Origin of the sequence: Adonisia turfae CCMR0081 (assembly GCF_011009555.1) — a bacterium.
GTDB classification, from domain to species: Bacteria; Cyanobacteriota; Cyanobacteriia; order Phormidesmidales; family Phormidesmidaceae; genus Leptothoe; species Leptothoe turfae.
Genome location: NZ_QXHD01000004.1, coordinates 963,690 through 980,054 on the forward strand (window position 1 = coordinate 963,690; position 16,365 = coordinate 980,054).

Annotated in this window: 16 protein-coding genes; 10 read left to right on the forward strand and 6 right to left on the reverse strand. The window is 45.5% G+C overall.

Annotated elements, in window-relative coordinates; all coding sequences use genetic code 11:
- The first annotated feature begins 198 nt into the window (after positions 1-198).
- Together lepB (DXZ20_RS08375) and lepB (DXZ20_RS08380) are read left to right on the forward strand one after the other, a co-directional pair.
- Positions 199-747 (forward strand): signal peptidase I, encoded by a 549-nt coding sequence (gene lepB / locus DXZ20_RS08375; RefSeq protein ID WP_163662604.1) that lies wholly within the window; start codon positions 199-201, stop codon positions 745-747.
- A gap of 59 nt (positions 748-806) precedes the next feature.
- Positions 807-1,358 carry a signal peptidase I gene (gene lepB, locus DXZ20_RS08380; RefSeq protein WP_163662601.1) on the forward strand — a complete coding sequence of 184 codons (552 nt, stop codon included), beginning with the start codon at positions 807-809 and terminating at the stop codon, positions 1,356-1,358.
- 61 nt (positions 1,359-1,419) lie between these two features.
- Here the strand turns inward: lepB (DXZ20_RS08380) and DXZ20_RS08385 are convergent, their stop codons facing one another.
- Together DXZ20_RS08385 and DXZ20_RS08390 are read right to left on the reverse strand one after the other, a co-directional pair.
- Positions 1,420-2,679, reverse strand: a complete 1,260-nt coding sequence (locus DXZ20_RS08385) for a dihydroorotase (protein WP_163697584.1) — start codon at positions 2,677-2,679, stop codon at positions 1,420-1,422.
- 28 nt (positions 2,680-2,707) lie between these two features.
- Entirely contained in the window at positions 2,708-4,057 is a 1,350-nt protein-coding gene (locus DXZ20_RS08390; protein ID WP_163697586.1) for a histidine phosphatase family protein, read from the reverse strand.
- 407 nt (positions 4,058-4,464) lie between these two features.
- On the opposite strand from DXZ20_RS08390, the gene DXZ20_RS08395 reads away from it, so the two are divergent.
- Both DXZ20_RS08395 and DXZ20_RS08400 read left to right on the forward strand, forming a co-directional pair.
- Positions 4,465-4,614 carry a hypothetical protein gene (locus tag DXZ20_RS08395; protein WP_163662595.1) on the forward strand — a complete coding sequence of 50 codons (150 nt, stop codon included), beginning with the start codon at positions 4,465-4,467 and terminating at the stop codon, positions 4,612-4,614.
- A gap of 193 nt (positions 4,615-4,807) precedes the next feature.
- Positions 4,808-5,539: a ComF family protein gene (locus DXZ20_RS08400; RefSeq protein WP_163697588.1), complete on the forward strand. Its 732-nt coding sequence runs from the start codon at positions 4,808-4,810 to the stop codon at positions 5,537-5,539.
- Here DXZ20_RS08400 and DXZ20_RS08405 read toward each other — a convergent pair.
- The gene (locus DXZ20_RS08405; protein WP_163662591.1) at positions 5,472-5,963 is read right to left on the reverse strand and encodes a hypothetical protein; all 492 of its coding nucleotides are present in this window, start codon (positions 5,961-5,963) and stop codon (positions 5,472-5,474) included. The two genes, DXZ20_RS08400 and DXZ20_RS08405, sit on opposite strands and share 68 nt — an antisense overlap.
- A 791-nt stretch (positions 5,964-6,754) precedes the next feature.
- Between DXZ20_RS08405 and DXZ20_RS08410 the strand changes: the two genes are divergently transcribed.
- From DXZ20_RS08410 to DXZ20_RS08425, 4 genes are all read left to right on the forward strand, one after another.
- The gene (locus tag DXZ20_RS08410; RefSeq protein ID WP_163662589.1) at positions 6,755-7,951 is read left to right on the forward strand and encodes a response regulator; all 1,197 of its coding nucleotides are present in this window, start codon (positions 6,755-6,757) and stop codon (positions 7,949-7,951) included.
- Between the two features lie 167 nt (positions 7,952-8,118).
- The gene (locus tag DXZ20_RS08415) at positions 8,119-8,640 is read left to right on the forward strand and encodes a hypothetical protein (RefSeq protein WP_163662587.1); all 522 of its coding nucleotides are present in this window, start codon (positions 8,119-8,121) and stop codon (positions 8,638-8,640) included.
- Entirely contained in the window at positions 8,624-9,769 is a 1,146-nt protein-coding gene (locus DXZ20_RS08420; RefSeq protein ID WP_163662585.1) for an HTTM domain-containing protein, read from the forward strand. Before DXZ20_RS08415 ends, DXZ20_RS08420 begins: the two co-directional genes overlap by 17 nt.
- Before the next feature lie 30 nt (positions 9,770-9,799).
- Positions 9,800-10,966, forward strand: coding sequence for a class I SAM-dependent methyltransferase (locus DXZ20_RS08425; protein ID WP_163697589.1), 1,167 nt, complete (start codon positions 9,800-9,802; stop codon positions 10,964-10,966).
- A 106-nt stretch (positions 10,967-11,072) separates the two neighbouring features.
- On the opposite strand, the gene DXZ20_RS08430 is transcribed toward DXZ20_RS08425, so the two are convergent.
- Entirely contained in the window at positions 11,073-11,738 is a 666-nt protein-coding gene (locus DXZ20_RS08430) for a pyridoxamine 5'-phosphate oxidase family protein (protein WP_163697591.1), read from the reverse strand.
- Between the two features lie 321 nt (positions 11,739-12,059).
- Here DXZ20_RS08430 and pdxR point away from each other — a divergent pair, with 321 nt between their 5' ends.
- Positions 12,060-13,517 carry a MocR-like pyridoxine biosynthesis transcription factor PdxR gene (gene pdxR / locus DXZ20_RS08435; RefSeq protein WP_163697593.1) on the forward strand — a complete coding sequence of 486 codons (1,458 nt, stop codon included), beginning with the start codon at positions 12,060-12,062 and terminating at the stop codon, positions 13,515-13,517.
- Between the two features lie 559 nt (positions 13,518-14,076).
- Positions 14,077-15,372 (forward strand): adenylosuccinate lyase, encoded by a 1,296-nt coding sequence (gene purB / locus DXZ20_RS08440; protein WP_163662578.1) that lies wholly within the window; start codon positions 14,077-14,079, stop codon positions 15,370-15,372.
- 183 nt (positions 15,373-15,555) lie between these two features.
- Here purB and tatA read toward each other — a convergent pair whose 3' ends face one another.
- Both tatA and DXZ20_RS08450 read right to left on the reverse strand, forming a co-directional pair.
- On the reverse strand, positions 15,556-15,744 hold the full coding sequence (tatA, locus tag DXZ20_RS08445; RefSeq protein ID WP_163662576.1) for a twin-arginine translocase TatA/TatE family subunit: 189 nt from the start codon (positions 15,742-15,744) through the stop codon (positions 15,556-15,558).
- A gap of 67 nt (positions 15,745-15,811) precedes the next feature.
- Positions 15,812-16,177 carry a hypothetical protein gene (locus tag DXZ20_RS08450; protein ID WP_163662574.1) on the reverse strand — a complete coding sequence of 122 codons (366 nt, stop codon included), beginning with the start codon at positions 16,175-16,177 and terminating at the stop codon, positions 15,812-15,814.
- Positions 16,178-16,365: the final 188 nt, after the last annotated feature.

The window sequence follows — 16,365 nt, forward strand, 5'->3', positions numbered from 1 at the left end:
AAAAATAGATGGCTCAACGTCATCGTTAATTTAAACTAGGAGCGAATGCGTTTTGAGTGTGGAACTTTAAATTGAGGGCATTTTTACCTTCATTAGCGGATAAATGATTCACCCTAAGGCTTAAGGACTTATACGTTCTACCCCTGATCTCACGCTACGCTTGTGTCAGCATCATTACACTGTTTCTAGTCGTCAACTGTGTCTCAAAAACAACAAAATCCCTGGATCGAAGGTTTTCAAACTATTGGACTTAGTATTGCTCTCGCTCTAGGTATTCGGCAATTTGTAGCAGAAGCCCGCTATATCCCGTCTGAGTCAATGAAGCCCACTTTGCTGGTCAATGACCGTCTAGTGATTGAAAAGATTAGCTATCGGTTTCAAGAACCTCAGCGAGGCGATATTGTCGTTTTTTGGCCACCCTTAGAAATTGTGCCAGATGAGCAAAAACGGGATGCGTTTATTAAACGGATTGTTGGGTTGCCAGGAGATACGGTAGAGGTGGTCGATGGCACTGTTCTAGTCAATGGTGATGCATTAGATGAAAGCTACATTCAATCGCCACCTACCTATGAACAAGCACCACTGACCATTCCGGACGGAAGTTACTTTGTGCTTGGCGATAATCGTAATGCTAGCTATGACAGCCATGCATGGGATATTTCTGAACCATTTGTGCCTGAGGATCAGATTATTGGTAAGGCCGTTGTCCGATTTTGGCCCCTCACCCGTCTTGGTGGTTTAAATTAAATTGATTATGATTTCCTCAGATGTGCTAGGGTGCCCCTACTTCGCTGGGGCCAGTTGTTGTGGTTGATCAAAATACTAATAATATTTGGGTTGAAAGTTTGCAAACGATTGGGCTTAGCGTAGTGCTGGCCCTAGGAATTCGTCAGTTTGTCGCAGAAGCTCGCTATATTCCTACTGGCTCCATGGAGCCTACCTTGCAGGTGAACGATCGCTTAGTGGTTGAAAAGCTTAGCTATCACCTAAGTTCACCGGAGCGGGGCGATATTATTGTGTTTTGGCCCCCAGCAGAACTAACCCCTGAGGGCCAACCTCGCAATGCGTTTATCAAACGGGTGGTTGGGCTGCCAGGGGATATCGTAGAAGTCACTGATGGCAAGGTATTGATCAACGACGAGCCCATTGATGAGCGTTATATTAAAGCTCCACCCACATATCAGTGGGGGCCTGAAACTGTACCTACAGAAAGCTACATTGTCTTTGGTGATAATCGTAACAACAGTGTCGATAGTCACGCTTGGAGTCGTCCATTTTTGCCAGAAGATCAGATCATTGGCAAAGCTGTAGTGCGGTTTTGGCCGCCTGGTCGAGTGGGATTACTCAAACGAAATTAAGGTAGAGTTTTAAGTTTTTAATGGTGAGTTCAAGACCATAGGGGTTTACTCCAGTAAACCCCTATGGTCCCACGGTGGGTAGCCAGATATGCTTTGCTTTACCTTGAATAGTTTGATGACCATAGGGGGAATTGATAACGTCACACCCTAAGTTCTTTGTACTAACGGTCCAGCTGTGGCTAGGGTCGAAGAGTACAAGGTTGGCTGGACTATTGATTTGTATTTGGGCGGGCTCAATATTTAAGCATTGGGCTGGTTGCAGGCTGAGATAGTTCCAGAGCTGTAGGGCACTCCATCGATTGGTGGCGACAAATGTTTGCCAAAGAATGGGCAGGGCCAACTGTAGACCAACGGCTCCTGGAGGGGCGACGCCAAAGGGAACCGCTTTTTCTTCGTAGGTGTGGACACAGTGATCAACTGCGATCGCATCCAGAGTGCCATCCTCCAATCCCCTAATTAACTCCGTTTGGTCTGTAGGATTACCTAGGGGTGGTTCAAGGCGCAAACTAGGTGCATAGCTGTCTAGGTCGGCGGTGCTAAACAGTAAATGGAGCCAGGTTACACTAGCCGTAATAGGCAATCCACGGGCTTTACTTGCACGAATGAGTTCAACGCTGCGAGCGGTGGAAATGCGCATAAAATGTACTGGGCGTTGGGTCGTAACCACCTCCTCTAACAGGGCTGATAGCGGGATAGTTTCGGCAGTCGCTGGCAAGGGAGATAGCCCCAGACGGATCGCATTGGCCCCATCACGACAGGTACCGGTTTGTTTGCGATCGCAAGGCCACAGGGCTATAGGTAATGGCAGCGACTGGGTATAGTCCAACAAGCGCTGCATCATCAGTCCGTTGGTGATAGGCTGACCGTCACAAAAACCAACTACTCCGACCTCACCTAGCTCCATTAGGTCAGTTAACTGTCCACCTTGAGTCCCCTGAGTAATGGCTGCCCAAGGCAAAATTTGTGGTTGGTGGTTGTATTGGTTAGCTAACCGCTGTTGTACTTGAGCCAGGTTGTCCACAGCTGGTGTGGTGTTGGGTAAGATCCCAATGCGTGTAAATCCTCCCTGGGCTGCTGCCGCCAAAAGCTGCCCTAGGGTTTCCCTAGACTCATGGCCCGGTTCCCCAGTCTGGCTATACAGATCCACCAGCCCTGGGCCCAAAATACAGCCCTGGCCATTTATTTCCGTCACATCATCACCAGATACATCAAGGGAGTCACCCATTGCCTGGATGACACCCTCCCGTATCAACACGTCACTGATCTGGTCCCGCTGAGTTAGCGGATCCAGTATGCGTACCTGTCGTATCCAGCTATTCATGTTTCCTCAGGTCTGATAAACCTTTGCGTTACAGCGCTCCCGCTGCTGTTGTATCAAATATGCTCCCTGAAAGGTGGACTGTGATATTAGCAGCACTGAGCATTGGCTTACTACCCACACCATCCGGATAATCAATGACGCTAACGGCCCCATTGCCCTGCTTAAACTGCCAGAATGTCTCGGGCCCGAGGCCAGTGACATAGCAGAGAATAGCCTTATTGATGGCATCGTGAGCGACGACTAATACAGTTTGAGGAGCTTCCTGTTGACTATACTGGGCAACAATTTCATTCCAGGCTTTAACTGCTCGATCCCACACATCTTGCAAGTTTTCACCACCAGGCATTTGAACTGTTTCAGGTTTAGTCTGCCATGCTTCTAACATGCCTGGAAATCCTGCTTCAATCTCATGTTCAAATTTTCCTTCCCACTGACCATGGCTGATTTCCCATAGCCCCTCAGTGACCGCCAAGGAAACATCAGGATGTTTTTGTAAAATAATTTTAGCGGTTTCCTTTGGGCGCATCATGGAGCTAGAAATAGCCCCATCAATGGGAACATCTGCTAGAAACTCCCTGGCTTGATCGGCCTGGGCACGACCGTTGTCGTTCAGTGGAATATCAATCTGCCCCTGGAAGCGTGATTCTCGGTTCCATTCAGTTTCACCATGGCGAACTAGCAGTAGTCGCGGTCCCTTAAATCCTCGACGTAATGTCGGTATGGGGGCTCCTGTATGGCTCGTAGAGTTCATGGATTCTAGCTGAGCACGCTCTCCCCAAACGCCTGGAAAATTAAGAACGCTAATGCCACAGTTGGCCTGATACATACGGTTCAGCGCTTCAGGGCCAAGACCAATAGCTGTGCCAACTAAAGCACGATTGATAGCACTGTGGGCCACGACTAAAACAGTTTGCCCCCGGTGATTATCCAATAATCCTTGCCAAAATTCTGCTGCCTGATGCCATATCGCCCGAACGGGATAAAAATCTTTGACAGTGCCATTTGCTTGAGGTACGGCCATCTTGAAGTCATTCGGCTGATGTCGCCACGCCTGATATTCTTCGGGATACTTGGCTTCAATATCTGCAAAAGATATTGCTTCCCATAGGGGGAGGCTTATTTCTTTAAGTAGATCCGTTACTTGCGGTGTATGACCTTGATTTAGTGTGTCTGTGATTAATGCAGCTGTGCGAGCTGCCCGCTTCAAGGGACTACAGTAGACAGTATCGATGGCAATACCCTTTAGAAATATGCCTACTTCTCGTGCTTGAGCTTCGCCTGTTTCTGTGAGGAGCGACTCATCATGGTGCCCTTGAACAATACGCTTTACGTTAAATGTACTTTCACCGTGCCGAACCACAATCACTCGCGTTTTCAAGGTTCTGTCCTCTCTCGATTTACTGCGCTAGATCAAACAGTGTGATTGTACGTGATATCCACTGACCCATGGGAGATTTCTCAAACTGGATAGCAAGTGAGTGCTATGCCAAGTTGCGTAAACCAACCAGATCTCTGGCTGATGCTTGTCATGTTTTTTGAAGCTGTTATAAGTTCAAGACAACAAAACTTTTATCAAGCTTAAAAAACTTGTCTTTCTGAGCTTTATCTTTAGCCGTTACGATGACAGTAAGTGCTATGGGTGCTTGCTTAAAACTTGCTATTAAAGGGATTCAGAGTCTTTATAGTATTTTCCAAATTCAGGCATTCAAAATCCATAGTTTCACCCTGATGATACCTGTTCACTCTGATAAACAATTAACTATATACGTCCCTGAGATAAGCAGTATGGATTCTAAAAAGAACCTTTTAGGATTGGCAAATAACGATCAAAATCACGGCCAGAGCCAGTCTTCTTCTGAGCCCCATCAAGATAATACGATGTCTTTGGTTTATCCCGATGGTCGAGTGAAGAACGTCAAGGTACGTCAGAAGTGATAAATCATTTCAGCGTTGCTGACTTTCGGGAGGATTTAATCTGAATAATGCTGATATAGGTAAGGCAATCCTAACTAGGTCAATCCCTTCTCCTATTCAGCAGTAGCTAATTTCTTTTGATATAGAAATATGTAGAGCACCTGAACTATAGGGCACCTTCATGTAGAGGCCTTTACTCGCATCCCTTTTTGCCATGGCATTGCCTAGACTTTTAAGCCAACTCACCCAGGTTTTTCTAGCGGTGCCATGCCCACTTTGTCAGCGGCCTGCTTCATCGCTTCTGTGTGCCGATTGTTATGGGCAGATGTGTGCGTGCCAATGGTCTTCTGGCCAGGCTCATGCCATGCATCAGATGCCTGCTACATCAAAACAGCCAGCACTATTAGTCTTTTCCTGGGGAAAATATCAGGGTGTTCTCAAGCAGCTATTGGCTTTGCTCAAGTATGGCAACCAGGCTGAGCTTGGGCTTTGGTTGGGTTATCAATTAGGGCAGCAATGGAAAAAAAGTGGTCTTCAAGGGACACATCGGCCCGTTGTTGTCCCAATCCCGTTGCATCGTCAGCGCCTCAATCAACGAGGGTATAACCAAGCTGCTCTGATTGCTCAGGGATTTTGTCGTGTTACAGGTCTGCCGTTAGCAGAAAATGGTCTGAGGCGGATTAAAGCCACTGAGGCAATGTATCATTTGAAAGCTCACGAAAGGCACAAAAATCTGATAGATGCATTCCAATTGGGTAAGAAGTTGCCATCCCAGCAACAGCCCATCTTACTCATGGACGATATTTATACTACAGGTACCACTGCTAAAACAGCAGCTATTCCCTTGATGCGGGCTGGTTATTGCATTGTCGGCATTGCTACCGTTGCTCAAGCGATTTTATCGTCCCCATTGGCGGGGTCAGGAAGATCTGATCTTCCTCATTAAATACCAGGCTCGCGTCTAATCCTGTAATTTGCTCAAATTGGCTAGGTGTCAGCTTTACATCTATGGATGCAGGATCGATTGAACTGGGTTGCACCGTTTTCACATCCAGAGAAGTTACCCCCAACGACTTAGCGTGAGGGGGCTTAAATGCGCTGGGTAATTGGGGCGATGATTCTGGATCAGGCTGCCAAGTTCGAAGACGTTCATGAACATCGTAAATAAATGACATACCTTTTTGCATGGGCACCTTAGACCAACCTTTGACAAGAGCTTCTGTTAGAGCAAGTTCGATTAAAGATTGGGGATAAGTCTCTACTAGCTTGGCCAAATAGTCTGCAAATGTATCACCATCATTGCCATCTAATTGATAGATATCAACAATATGATTCACGCGCTGGCGGGTGATACGTTTTTGGATGTCCATTATTATGCTTAGAACCTGAAAATTAGCAGTTCGTTTAGCCTGTTATGGCAGATAAATCAGAGCGTGAAATGCAGAATTATTGATTTCCCTAAATACTGATTTAGGTATTTACACCTGAGAACGAGTAATGCGGGAATAATGACTGGCAAAAACGATGATTAGGTTTTCTATTAGACAATAGAAAAATAGCCTAATTAAACCTAATTAGCATAACTCTAATATTTAATTTTCATAATAGATGAAGAAGACCTTACTCTGTCAATACGAGAAAACGTAGTGATGACTATTTTTTATTCATCATACTTTCTTATATTATCTGTGGCGAGGATATGATCCTAATGGTGAGTAGCTCTGCTGGCTTAATACTGTTCAGTCCCATGGCTGAGCTTTACTTTTCTGAAAGTTTTGCAGCTTTGACAGAAAATGTCTGGTTTCATTGGCAGAGGTTTGCTTTTAATGCTTACTTTCATTTTCTATTTATCAATACTAATTCTGGGTGAAAGTGAGGATAGATCATCATCTATCCTCACTCTTTAGTACAGACACAGATGGCTTTTGTAGAAAGATCGTTATCGTTTCTGGGGGTTCGGGAAACTTAAGAGAGCATCCAGAGACACTTGCTCAATGCTGCCTTGTTGGGATTAGACTGTATTGTCTAGCCCAGCAATTGGAAGCTGCATAAGATGTTCCATTGCAAAAAGTATCTCTAAATATTTTTTGAGAACGGCACTGGAACGTACCAATGTCCTCCTTTACGAGAGCGTTAAAATCATCGCTGGGCAATCAAAAAGATGACTGAGTCTGTACTGAATATACTGCCGCTAGAAAATGGTTTTTCAGTGGCTTCGCTGATTAAAACAATGAAGGCAATTATTCAGGCTCAGACAAATGGCTATATTCACGTAAAAGCGATTTCTGGGGAGCAATGGTGGCTTGATTTTCGGGTAGGACGGCTATTGTGGGCCGGTGGTGGCCAACATCGGTTTCGGCGATGGCAGCGTTTGCTTCAGACCTATTGTCCAGATTTGCAGCCAACTGAGTTGCGGTTGCGAGAAGCGGAGATATTTGATCACTGGGAGTATGTGGCACTTTTAGTGCTATTACGGCGGCAGCAGATTACACGGGAGATTGCGATCTCAATTATCCAAGCTACTCTGACAGAAGTGCTGTTTGACATTTGTCAGGTGGTGGGTAGCATTACCCACGTCGCGCATTCTACGGATCATCAATCGCGGTTAAGTGAACCGATGGCGATTTTGAGTAGTACAGCGTTGTTTTATCGGGTAAGGACGGACTTGCAATCTTGGCAAAATGCTGAGCTAGGTAAAGCATCCCCTAATTTGGCTCCGATCATTGTGGACACGGAGCGGCTGAAGCAGTGTACTCAACCGCGCACTTACCAGATTTTGAAGCGGTTGTTGCAGGGGACGCGCTCATTACGGGAGCTGAGCCAGATTACAGGTCATGAGGTGTCCTCCCTCGGCTGTATGATATCTGCCTATGTGGAGCGAGGAATGGTAGTGCTGAATCGGATTGAGGATTTGCCGAATCCTTATGCGGCAGCAGCGCAGAAGGTGCCGCATAAGGTGGTGAATAAACTGCCGTTGATTGTTTGTGTGGATGATAGCCCTCAGGTGGGATATCTGATGGAGGAGGTGTTACGTCCAGCTGGGTATAGATGTATTAATATTCAGGATTCTGTTCAGGCCTTAGGGCAAATTATTCGCCATAAGCCAAGTTTAATTTTCTTGGATTTGGTGATGCCTGTGGCGAATGGTTATGAGATTTGTAAACAGATTCGTCGGGTGAAGGCTTTCAGGAAGACGCCGATTATTATTTTGACTGGGAATGACGGCATTGTAGATCGGATGCGGGCTAAGGCGATAGGAGCCACAGACTTTATGGCAAAGCCTATTGATCCAATTAAGGTGATTGAAGTGGTGAGAGCTCAGTTATCGAATATGGAAACTGAGGGTGAAGAGAATTAGGTATACCTGACTCTGTTTAATGATTCACTGGAGCTTGTGTCATGCTTAGATTATCCTTATTAAAAACAAGGTAGAACACACGTATTAATTTGCGGCGACTCAGACAAATTGCATGTTCATCAATGGGGGACCTAAGATGATACAGAGTCGACTTACTGAGATAGGTAGTGATCAAAAAGCTATGGCTACGACTGCTCATTCTGTTGGGGCTATTGTGCCCATTCCTTTTACGAGAGGCCAGCAATAGCCTTGAACCTTATCCGGCTGTTCTGCAGCCATCAGGCGCGACAAAAATATCTGCATCCGACGGGATACTAAGGTTTTCTAGAACTGAGCTCATTGCTATTAGTCATGCTGGCACTGAACAGCCGCTAGATCCAAGGGAGTTTTTTGATGTAATTCCTAATCAATATTGGTCCCATATTGCCCGTAATGGTTTTGGATTAGGAGAAGCAAAAACTAGAAGTGTTTCCCTCGGGATTTGGACATTGAGTGCTACCACAATATTAGAAGCGTCTCCTACGGAGCGAAAGGCAGCTTTGGACTGGATGACTACCCGTTTGCAGATGCTAGGTATGTCTGATGTAGAAAAGCTGCAAGTGCGACAAGTCAAAACCTGGTTCGATATTGACAAAGGAGTAGCCGTAAAAAGTGAGATTACTGAACAAACAAATGTTGAACTTCGTTAGTAACTCACTGGACTCTCTGGAAGCACAGATCAAACAGTCAACCCGTATCGACGCTACATCACTATGCTTGTTTCGAGTTGTCTTTGGGCTATTTACCCTCTTTTTAAGATGGCCGAGTTTTCGTTGGCTCAGTACTGTTCCTGACGCATTTTATAATCCACCTATTTTCAGCCTATCGTCCTTTTTGGCAGGCTTTCCCCATGCGTTTGTGTTCTATGGTATCGATTTCTGTCTATCTGTTTTCATTGTCGCTCTTCTAATTGGTCTGTTCACAAGATTCGCAACCGTTGCTCTTCTGACTACCTTGATTGTTGCCAATAGCTTTCAGTACTCTTTGGGGAAAATCGACCATGGTGGAGTGCTTTATCTTTGTGTGCTTCTAGTCATGTCTTTTCAGGATTGGGGACGATACTTCTCAGTTGATTCATTGTTGTTTTATGGACGACAAGTTCATCAAGAATCTTCTAAACCACATAAGAATCTTTATTTTTTGGCTCTCTTAATTGCTTTTAGCTTTTTTACAGCTGGCTTTGGTAAAGCCCTTGCATGGGTCGATTTTGACTTGTCTACCAGTGGCTTTCTCAGCTGGCTGTATTCCGGTTATTTTAGCTATGGGCGTACGCATTTACTAGCTCCGTTTATTGTCGGTCTGGATCTGCCACTGCTATGGGAACTCATTGATTACTCGGCAGTCCTCTTTGAGCTGGGCTTTTTATTGGCTATGTTTTGGCGTAGGGCTTGGTATGTATGGCTTGCTTTGGGGTGCTTCTTTCATTTATCGAACAGTCTGCTACTTAATATTCCTTTCAATACGAATGCGATCGCATATTTAGCATTTATCCCTTGGTCACAACTAGGTCTGTTTGATCGTTTCTCGTTCCATACGTTTCGTCGATGGATATGGCTACTACTAGCTCTGTGGGCTACTGCTCTTGCGCTGAGTTTCTCCCTAGGTAGTTCGTTTTCTGGTTTAGCTTACTCTCTTGGAGACCTACTCAATATTCCTATTCCTGGACTAGTGATAAGTTGTGTCCTGTGGATTATCTGCCTTTCTCTTTTCATTTGGGTTATAGCAACTGGCAAACTTAATTATGCACTCAAGTCTTTCGATCCCAACCTGAATAATTGACTCTAGGACCGTACTTCTTGCAATTCTGACATGACGTCTACCTCTGCACTCACTACCATTATCACTGAGCATATTCAGACTGCTCCAAAAAATCGCATTACCTTTAGGGAGTATGTGAATTTAGCCCTTTACCACTCTCAACATGGTTACTACACCACTAAAGTTTCCATCCTTGGCCCTAGCGGTGACTTTATAACTTCTCCTCATCTTAGTCGCGATTTTGGTGAGCTTCTTGCCAATCAATTTGCTGACATGTGGTGTGCCCTGGGGCAACCCACAACATTTCATTTAGTTGAAATGGGGGCCGGTCAGGGACTTATTGCTGCTGATGTGCTTTCATATCTGCAACAGCATTTCCCTGATTGTTATGCCACACTCAACTACATCATTATCGAAAGATCCCCTGCACTGCGGTCAGTTCAGCAAGAGCGCTTAAAGCACAAAAAGGTCAGTTGGACTACCCTTGACGCTCTACCACCCATTACCGGTTGCTTGTTCTCCAACGAACTCGTCGATGCGTTTCCTGTTCACATTATTGAAAAGAACAACAACCAACTTCAAGAAGTTTATGTCACTACCAAAGACAATAGTCTGAAAGAGACTCTAGGTTCTCTCTCCACCGACAAACTCGCACAATACTTTGACCTAGTCGAGATTAATCTCCTTGCTGACGATTACTCAGATGGCTACCGCACTGAAGTTAATCTTGCTGCTCTAGACTGGCTTTCTAATGTCGCCAGCCGTATCGCTCAAGGATTTCTTCTCACCATCGATTATGGCCATATTGCCCAGCGTTACTATAGTCCTGCTCGTCATAGGGGAACTCTTAAGTGCTATTACCAGCACCGACACCATGACGATCCGTACACCAACATTGGTCAACAAGATCTAACCGCCCACGTAGACTTCACTGCTCTAGAGCGCTATGGCGAAAAGGTGGGATTTACTAATGTAGGCTTCACCCAACAGGGGCTCTTCCTCATGGCTCTCGGGCTTGGCAATCGACTCGCCAATCTTACCCAAACTATAACTCCCGGACCCGACGGCTTCAACCACCTCATCCAACGTCGCCAAGCTCTTCACCAACTCATGGACATGACTCCTATGGGGCTCGGAACTTTCGGGGTTCTAATTCAAAGCAAAGGTATCGACTGTAATGTTTCACTTAAAGGTCTAGTTGTTCCTCCGCTAACCTAAACTACTTTTCCCAACCTCATGAATTACTAAGGCAGCACATTTTTAAGGTTTCAAACCCTCTTGTTCTCGAGGTAAGAGGGTTTGTGTGGAGAAGCGTTTAGAAATTTCACACAACCTCCAAAAACTCACGCCGTTTTCTTAAATATTGTTTTACATGTGCTGGCATCACGATTCCTTCGGCCAGCTTTGGATCCACAATCGGTTCACCCGCCTGCATCCTTAAAGGAATTATCCCAGCCCAATGAGGCAATCCATAATCCGCTGCATCATCTACCGGTGGTCCAGTCCGAATCTTCGCTGATGCCTCATCAATCGGTAATGCCAAAACAGTTGTCGCCGTTAACTCCTGCTCATTTGGCTCGCGCGTTTCAGCCCAACGGCCCGGCATCACATGCTCTGTCAACGCATAGAGTGCCTGCATTTTCTCTTCTCGTTCACTCACCAATTCTGCAGTCCCACATAGCACCACAGACCGATAATTCATCGAATGGTGCATGGCTGATCGCGCCAATACTAAACCATCCAGGAGTGTTACCGTTACACAAATCTCAATCCCTTGTTGCAGCGACCTCAGCATACGGCTGGCCGGTGAACCATGAATAAATAACCGATTATCCATGCGCCCATAAGCCGTAGGAATCACAAATGGCTGATCATCCACAGCAAACCCCACATGACAAATAAGGCCTGTGTCTAAAATCGAGTAAACCGTTTTCAGATCATAATGACCACGCTTAGGTATACGCTTTACCTGAGTCCGTGTTGTTTTCATAATGCTATCTCCTTTCCAGTGAATCAAATTATTTAAGTTTGAATAGATCTCCTTCGGTCCTCTCTCAGAATAGATTCCCGAAGAGAAGAGCGAGTTTTCCTGTTTCGGAAAAGTGTTTGAGCAGCAGGTGCATAACTGCTAATGCCAAAATGTATCCCCAAGCCTCTTTTGGAAAGGGCTTGGGGCCGTTTCATATGACTAAAACCAGTTGAATTACCAGCGATATTGCTACTTTACCGATGTAGATTGGCATGCGTCTAGAGCCAATTTAGAATTAAACTATAAGTCCAATTTCTTAGGATAGACCTTTAACAAGTACCGATGGAATTAGCCTTAGTGATTGATGCTGCATTGTCAGAACCTTTGCATCAACAGGTATATAGTCAACTGCGTTGGGCAATTCTCTCGGGGCGATTAGTCTCGGGACAGCGTCTACCTGCTTCACGTACTTTGGCAAGAACCTTGGGGTTATCACGGACTACCGTGACCCAAGGCTACGATCAGTTGATTAGTGAAGGGTACTTACAAACCCGACGAGGAGCAGGCACTTACGTCTGTGCTCAGCTGCCAGAAATGTTGTTAGAAGCTGATGAGCCAGTAAAGTCCTCGCCTCAGCCTGTTGTTAAGGCCCCTCTGTCAGACTACGGCAAACGGGTAAAGCAGGTATCCCTCAGCCCATTGAGAGAGTCTTATGAGATTAGTTTTCGCTATGGTCATCCTGCTTTAGATTTGTTCCCAGTAGAGCTATGGCGAAAACTGTTGTCAAAACATTGTCGCGAAACGAAACAATGGCTTAATTATGCGGGAGAGACTTTGGGGTATTGGCCGTTGCGAAAGGCTGTAGCCCATTATTTACAGCATGCACGGGCGGTACGTTGTATGCATGATCAGGTGATTATTACTAATGGTAGTCAGCAAGCACTGAGTTTAATTACCCAGCTCTTGGTGAATCCAGATGACAGTGTGGCTATTGAAGAGCCTGGCTATCGAGGTGCCCGTCATATCTTTAAAGCGAGTGGTGCAAACTTATTGCCTATGCCGTTAGATCATGATGGTCTGATGGTTGATACGTTATTGGCCTATGACAATCCTCCTAGATTGGTTTATGTCACACCGTCTCATCAGTTTCCGACGGGAGCTTTACTGTCGCTACCTCGTCGATTGGCGTTGTTGCAATGGGCATGGAGGACTGGTGCACTCATTATTGAAGACGATTATGATAGTGAATATCGCTATGGAGGACGACCTATTCCATCATTGCAAGGGTTGGATAACCATAGCTCTGTGCTCTACGTGGGCACATTTTCGAAGGTCATGTTTCCCAGTATTCGCTTAGGGTATTTGGTGGTGCCTCAGTCTTTGGTAGAGGTATTTGGTAAAGCTAAGTGGTTAGCCGATCGCCAACCCCCCACGCTGACTCAATATGCTTTAGCAGAGTTTATTTCAGCTGGGCATTTGGAACGCCACATTCGTAAAATGCGCCTGTGTTATGAGCATCGCCGTCGTGCCCTGCTGCAGGCTTTATACAAATACTTTGGCCAAGAGGTGAAAATTTTGGGAGATAGCGCGGGGCTGCATGTGATGGCAAAGCTGCCCCTGAGCTTCAGGGATGATGAAGTAGTCGCAAGAGCCGCTCGTGTTGGTGTAGAAATATGTAGTGCTTGCATTCAATATGAAGTGCCGCGTAATACAGGAGAGTTTGTGTTTGGTTACACGGATCTCACTGAAGAGCAAATAGAAGAGGGAATACACCGGGTTGCTAAGGCATTATGGACATAGTTAATGCCCATTTTCGAGACTGACTCCTCAATACTTGAATTGACAGGAACGTGAATCATTAATAAGTTTTTTGCCAGGGTTAATACTCCCTTGACGAAATATCTACTATTAAAGTTGACAGCAACATTTGAGGACAAGGCTTTGGATATTACACTGCTTGCCCTACTAATTATCAGCATGGTTTTATTTGGGTTACATATGCCCTATGTAGTTATGACCATGGTATTGATTATCGCACTCGCTACTGTAGCAACCCGTCTATCTTGGTCTGTGTTAAATGCGTTTGAATCGATAGAAATCGACTAACTACTCTAGTCAGTGGTGCGTGCACTTGTCTTTTGTTCAGCCTAATAAACGATTACCCCTAGTAGATGATTTACAAACCTACTAGGGGTAATCGTTTGGGCGGATAATGTGATGCTTGGAACAACAACGCTATCTTCTAACGGGTGCCTATCGCTAAAAGGCGTGTAATCAAATCCTCACTATTATTAATTTCGACTTAGTAACTTGCGGCTACACCTTTACAATAGATCGGTTGTATCCTGCGACACTAGTTTTGATTGAACGTTACACCCTGCCCGAAATGGGCGAACTTTGGACCGACGAGTACAAATTTAAGACCTGGCTACAGGTTGAGATCGCTGTGTGCGAAGCCCAAGCTGAACTGGGCCGTATTCCCCAAGCAGCGGTGGACGAAATCAAAGCCAAGGCCAATTTTGATGTGGCGCGAATTCTGGAAATTGAGGCTGAGGTTCGTCACGATGTCATTGCATTTTTGACCAATGTTAATGAATATGTTGGCGATGCAGGTCGCTATATCCACTTAGGGATGACTAGTTCTGATGTGCTGGATACGGCACTGTCTCTACAGATTGTCGCTAGTCATCAGGTAATTTTGTCTCATGTGGAGCAATTAATTCAGGCAATCCGCAATAAAGCTCAGGAACATCGCAATACCGTGATGATCGGTCGTTCCCATGGCATTCATGCTGAGCCTATGACCTTTGGCTTCAAGTTAGCTGGTTGGTTGGCTGAGGTGCTTCGCCATCGTGAACGTTTGTGCCGTATTCAAGATGAAATTGCCGTTGGCCAAATCTCGGGAGCGGTTGGCACCTACGCCAACATTGATCCAGAAATTGAGGCGTTGACTTGCCAAAAGCTGGGTCTGAAGCCTGATACTGCTTCGACTCAGGTGATTTCTCGAGATGTCCATGCTGAGTTTATGACGACATTGGCAGGACTGGCTGCATCCATTGAGCGGTTTGCAGTCGAAATTCGGAATCTACAGCGTACTGACGTGCTCGAAGTTGAAGAGTTTTTTGCCAAGGGTCAAAAGGGGTCTTCAGCTATGCCACATAAGCGTAATCCAATTAAATCTGAGCGGTTGGCGGGGCTGGCTCGCATCATTCGCACCAATGCCCTGGCTGCATTAGAAAATGTTGCCCTGTGGCATGAACGTGATATTTCCCATAGTTCAGTGGAACGGGTTATTTTCCCTGACAGCTGTATTTTGATTCACTTCATGCTGGTAGAGACTACGAAGCTGGTGCAAAACCTGCTGGTCTATCCCGAAAATATGAAGCGTAATATGAACATGTACGGCGGTGTGGTCTTTAGTCAGCGAGTGCTGCTTTCTCTTGTGGAGAAAGGCATTGCCCGTGAAGACGCTTATCGTATTGTGCAGAAATGTGCCCATGCTGCATGGAATGTTGAAGGTGGTGATTTCCATACCTTGATTTCCCAGGATCCTCAAGTGAAGGAAAAGCTGTCGCCAGAGGAAATTAAGGAGGCATTTAACCCTGACTACCAGCTGAGAAATCTGGATAAGGTTTACCAGCGCTTGGGGATATAGGTGAATGACCTTTGATGGGGCACCCCTAAGTGGAGTCTCTAAGCATAAAAAAACAGGGAGATGGTAAATCCACTCCCTGAAATGCCTACTATATGCTCACTAGACGCTTGCTAGTAGTAGGTAGCTCCAACCATGTACCTACTACAACTACAGACAGTCATAAGCTAAGTTTGTTCCGATTACTTAGTGCGACTCTGGATCCTCAACATACTCAGCGTCTTCAAAGTCAGCTGTTTCGGCATCCATTTCCTCTTTGAAACCTCGTAAAGTTTTTCCGAGAGCACTGCCTAACTCAGGAATTTTTTTAGGCCCAAAAATTAAAACAGCGACAATGGCAATAATGCCTACCTCTGGCCAACCTAAACCGAACATGGCACCTTTCCATGAATGTTTCAATTACTATACCGTAGTCAATCGGGGCCTTAACTAGCCTGTAGTTTTAAATCGGTGATCCAAATTCAACTCGATCTTGAGGGAGCTGATCAAATTGTGTCGCTGACTGTGGAGTTTCAGATGGACGATTGTTGACTTCTGTATTTAGCCGTTCTGATGCAGCAGTGTCTACAGGACCGCTATAACATAGTAGGGTGAGATCCAATACTTCGTTGGGACGTACGGGTACAGCTAGTCGCTGATTTCTGGAAATATCAGCTGATGTGCTATCAGTCAGAAAGACGGGACAGGTTTGGGCTTGGATGTCTGATAGATGACGACTGTTGTTGCTAACGTTGCTTTGAGCGTAACCCGCTAATGCTAAGGTCAATGTTCCCAAGACTGCATTGCTGATGATGAGCTTAATATTCATGGTCACAGCATCCCTTGAAGCTACTTATATTTCTATTGAATCGTTAGCTTTAAGAGCGCGCATGTAACGGTTGCAAAAAGCAATATATTTTGCAACATTTTAGAAGTTGTCAGAATACTTAGTCGAGCCTTGCTAAGTCTGTAACAGACTGCAAGGCCCGGCTTTAGTGTTAGTGCCTGTATCGCTGT

Excerpts from the sequence above, each read along its gene's own strand:
- DXZ20_RS08385 (WP_163697584.1), bottom strand. The coding sequence starts at position 2,679 with ATGAATAGCTGGATACGACAGGTACGCATACTGGATCCGCTAACTCAG.
- DXZ20_RS08450 (WP_163662574.1), bottom strand. The coding sequence starts at position 16,177 with ATGAATATTAAGCTCATCATCAGCAATGCAGTCTTGGGAACATTGACC.
- DXZ20_RS08410 (WP_163662589.1), top strand. The coding sequence starts at position 6,755 with ATGACTGAGTCTGTACTGAATATACTGCCGCTAGAAAATGGTTTTTCA.
- DXZ20_RS08430 (WP_163697591.1), bottom strand. The coding sequence starts at position 11,738 with ATGAAAACAACACGGACTCAGGTAAAGCGTATACCTAAGCGTGGTCAT.
- tatA (WP_163662576.1), bottom strand. The coding sequence starts at position 15,744 with ATGTTCGGTTTAGGTTGGCCAGAGGTAGGCATTATTGCCATTGTCGCT.
- pdxR (WP_163697593.1), top strand. The coding sequence starts at position 12,060 with ATGGAATTAGCCTTAGTGATTGATGCTGCATTGTCAGAACCTTTGCAT.
- DXZ20_RS08425 (WP_163697589.1), top strand. The coding sequence starts at position 9,800 with ATGACGTCTACCTCTGCACTCACTACCATTATCACTGAGCATATTCAG.
- DXZ20_RS08420 (WP_163662585.1), top strand. The coding sequence starts at position 8,624 with ATGTTGAACTTCGTTAGTAACTCACTGGACTCTCTGGAAGCACAGATC.
- DXZ20_RS08400 (WP_163697588.1), top strand. The coding sequence starts at position 4,808 with ATGGCATTGCCTAGACTTTTAAGCCAACTCACCCAGGTTTTTCTAGCG.
- DXZ20_RS08405 (WP_163662591.1), bottom strand. The coding sequence starts at position 5,963 with ATGGACATCCAAAAACGTATCACCCGCCAGCGCGTGAATCATATTGTT.
- DXZ20_RS08395 (WP_163662595.1), top strand. The coding sequence starts at position 4,465 with ATGGATTCTAAAAAGAACCTTTTAGGATTGGCAAATAACGATCAAAAT.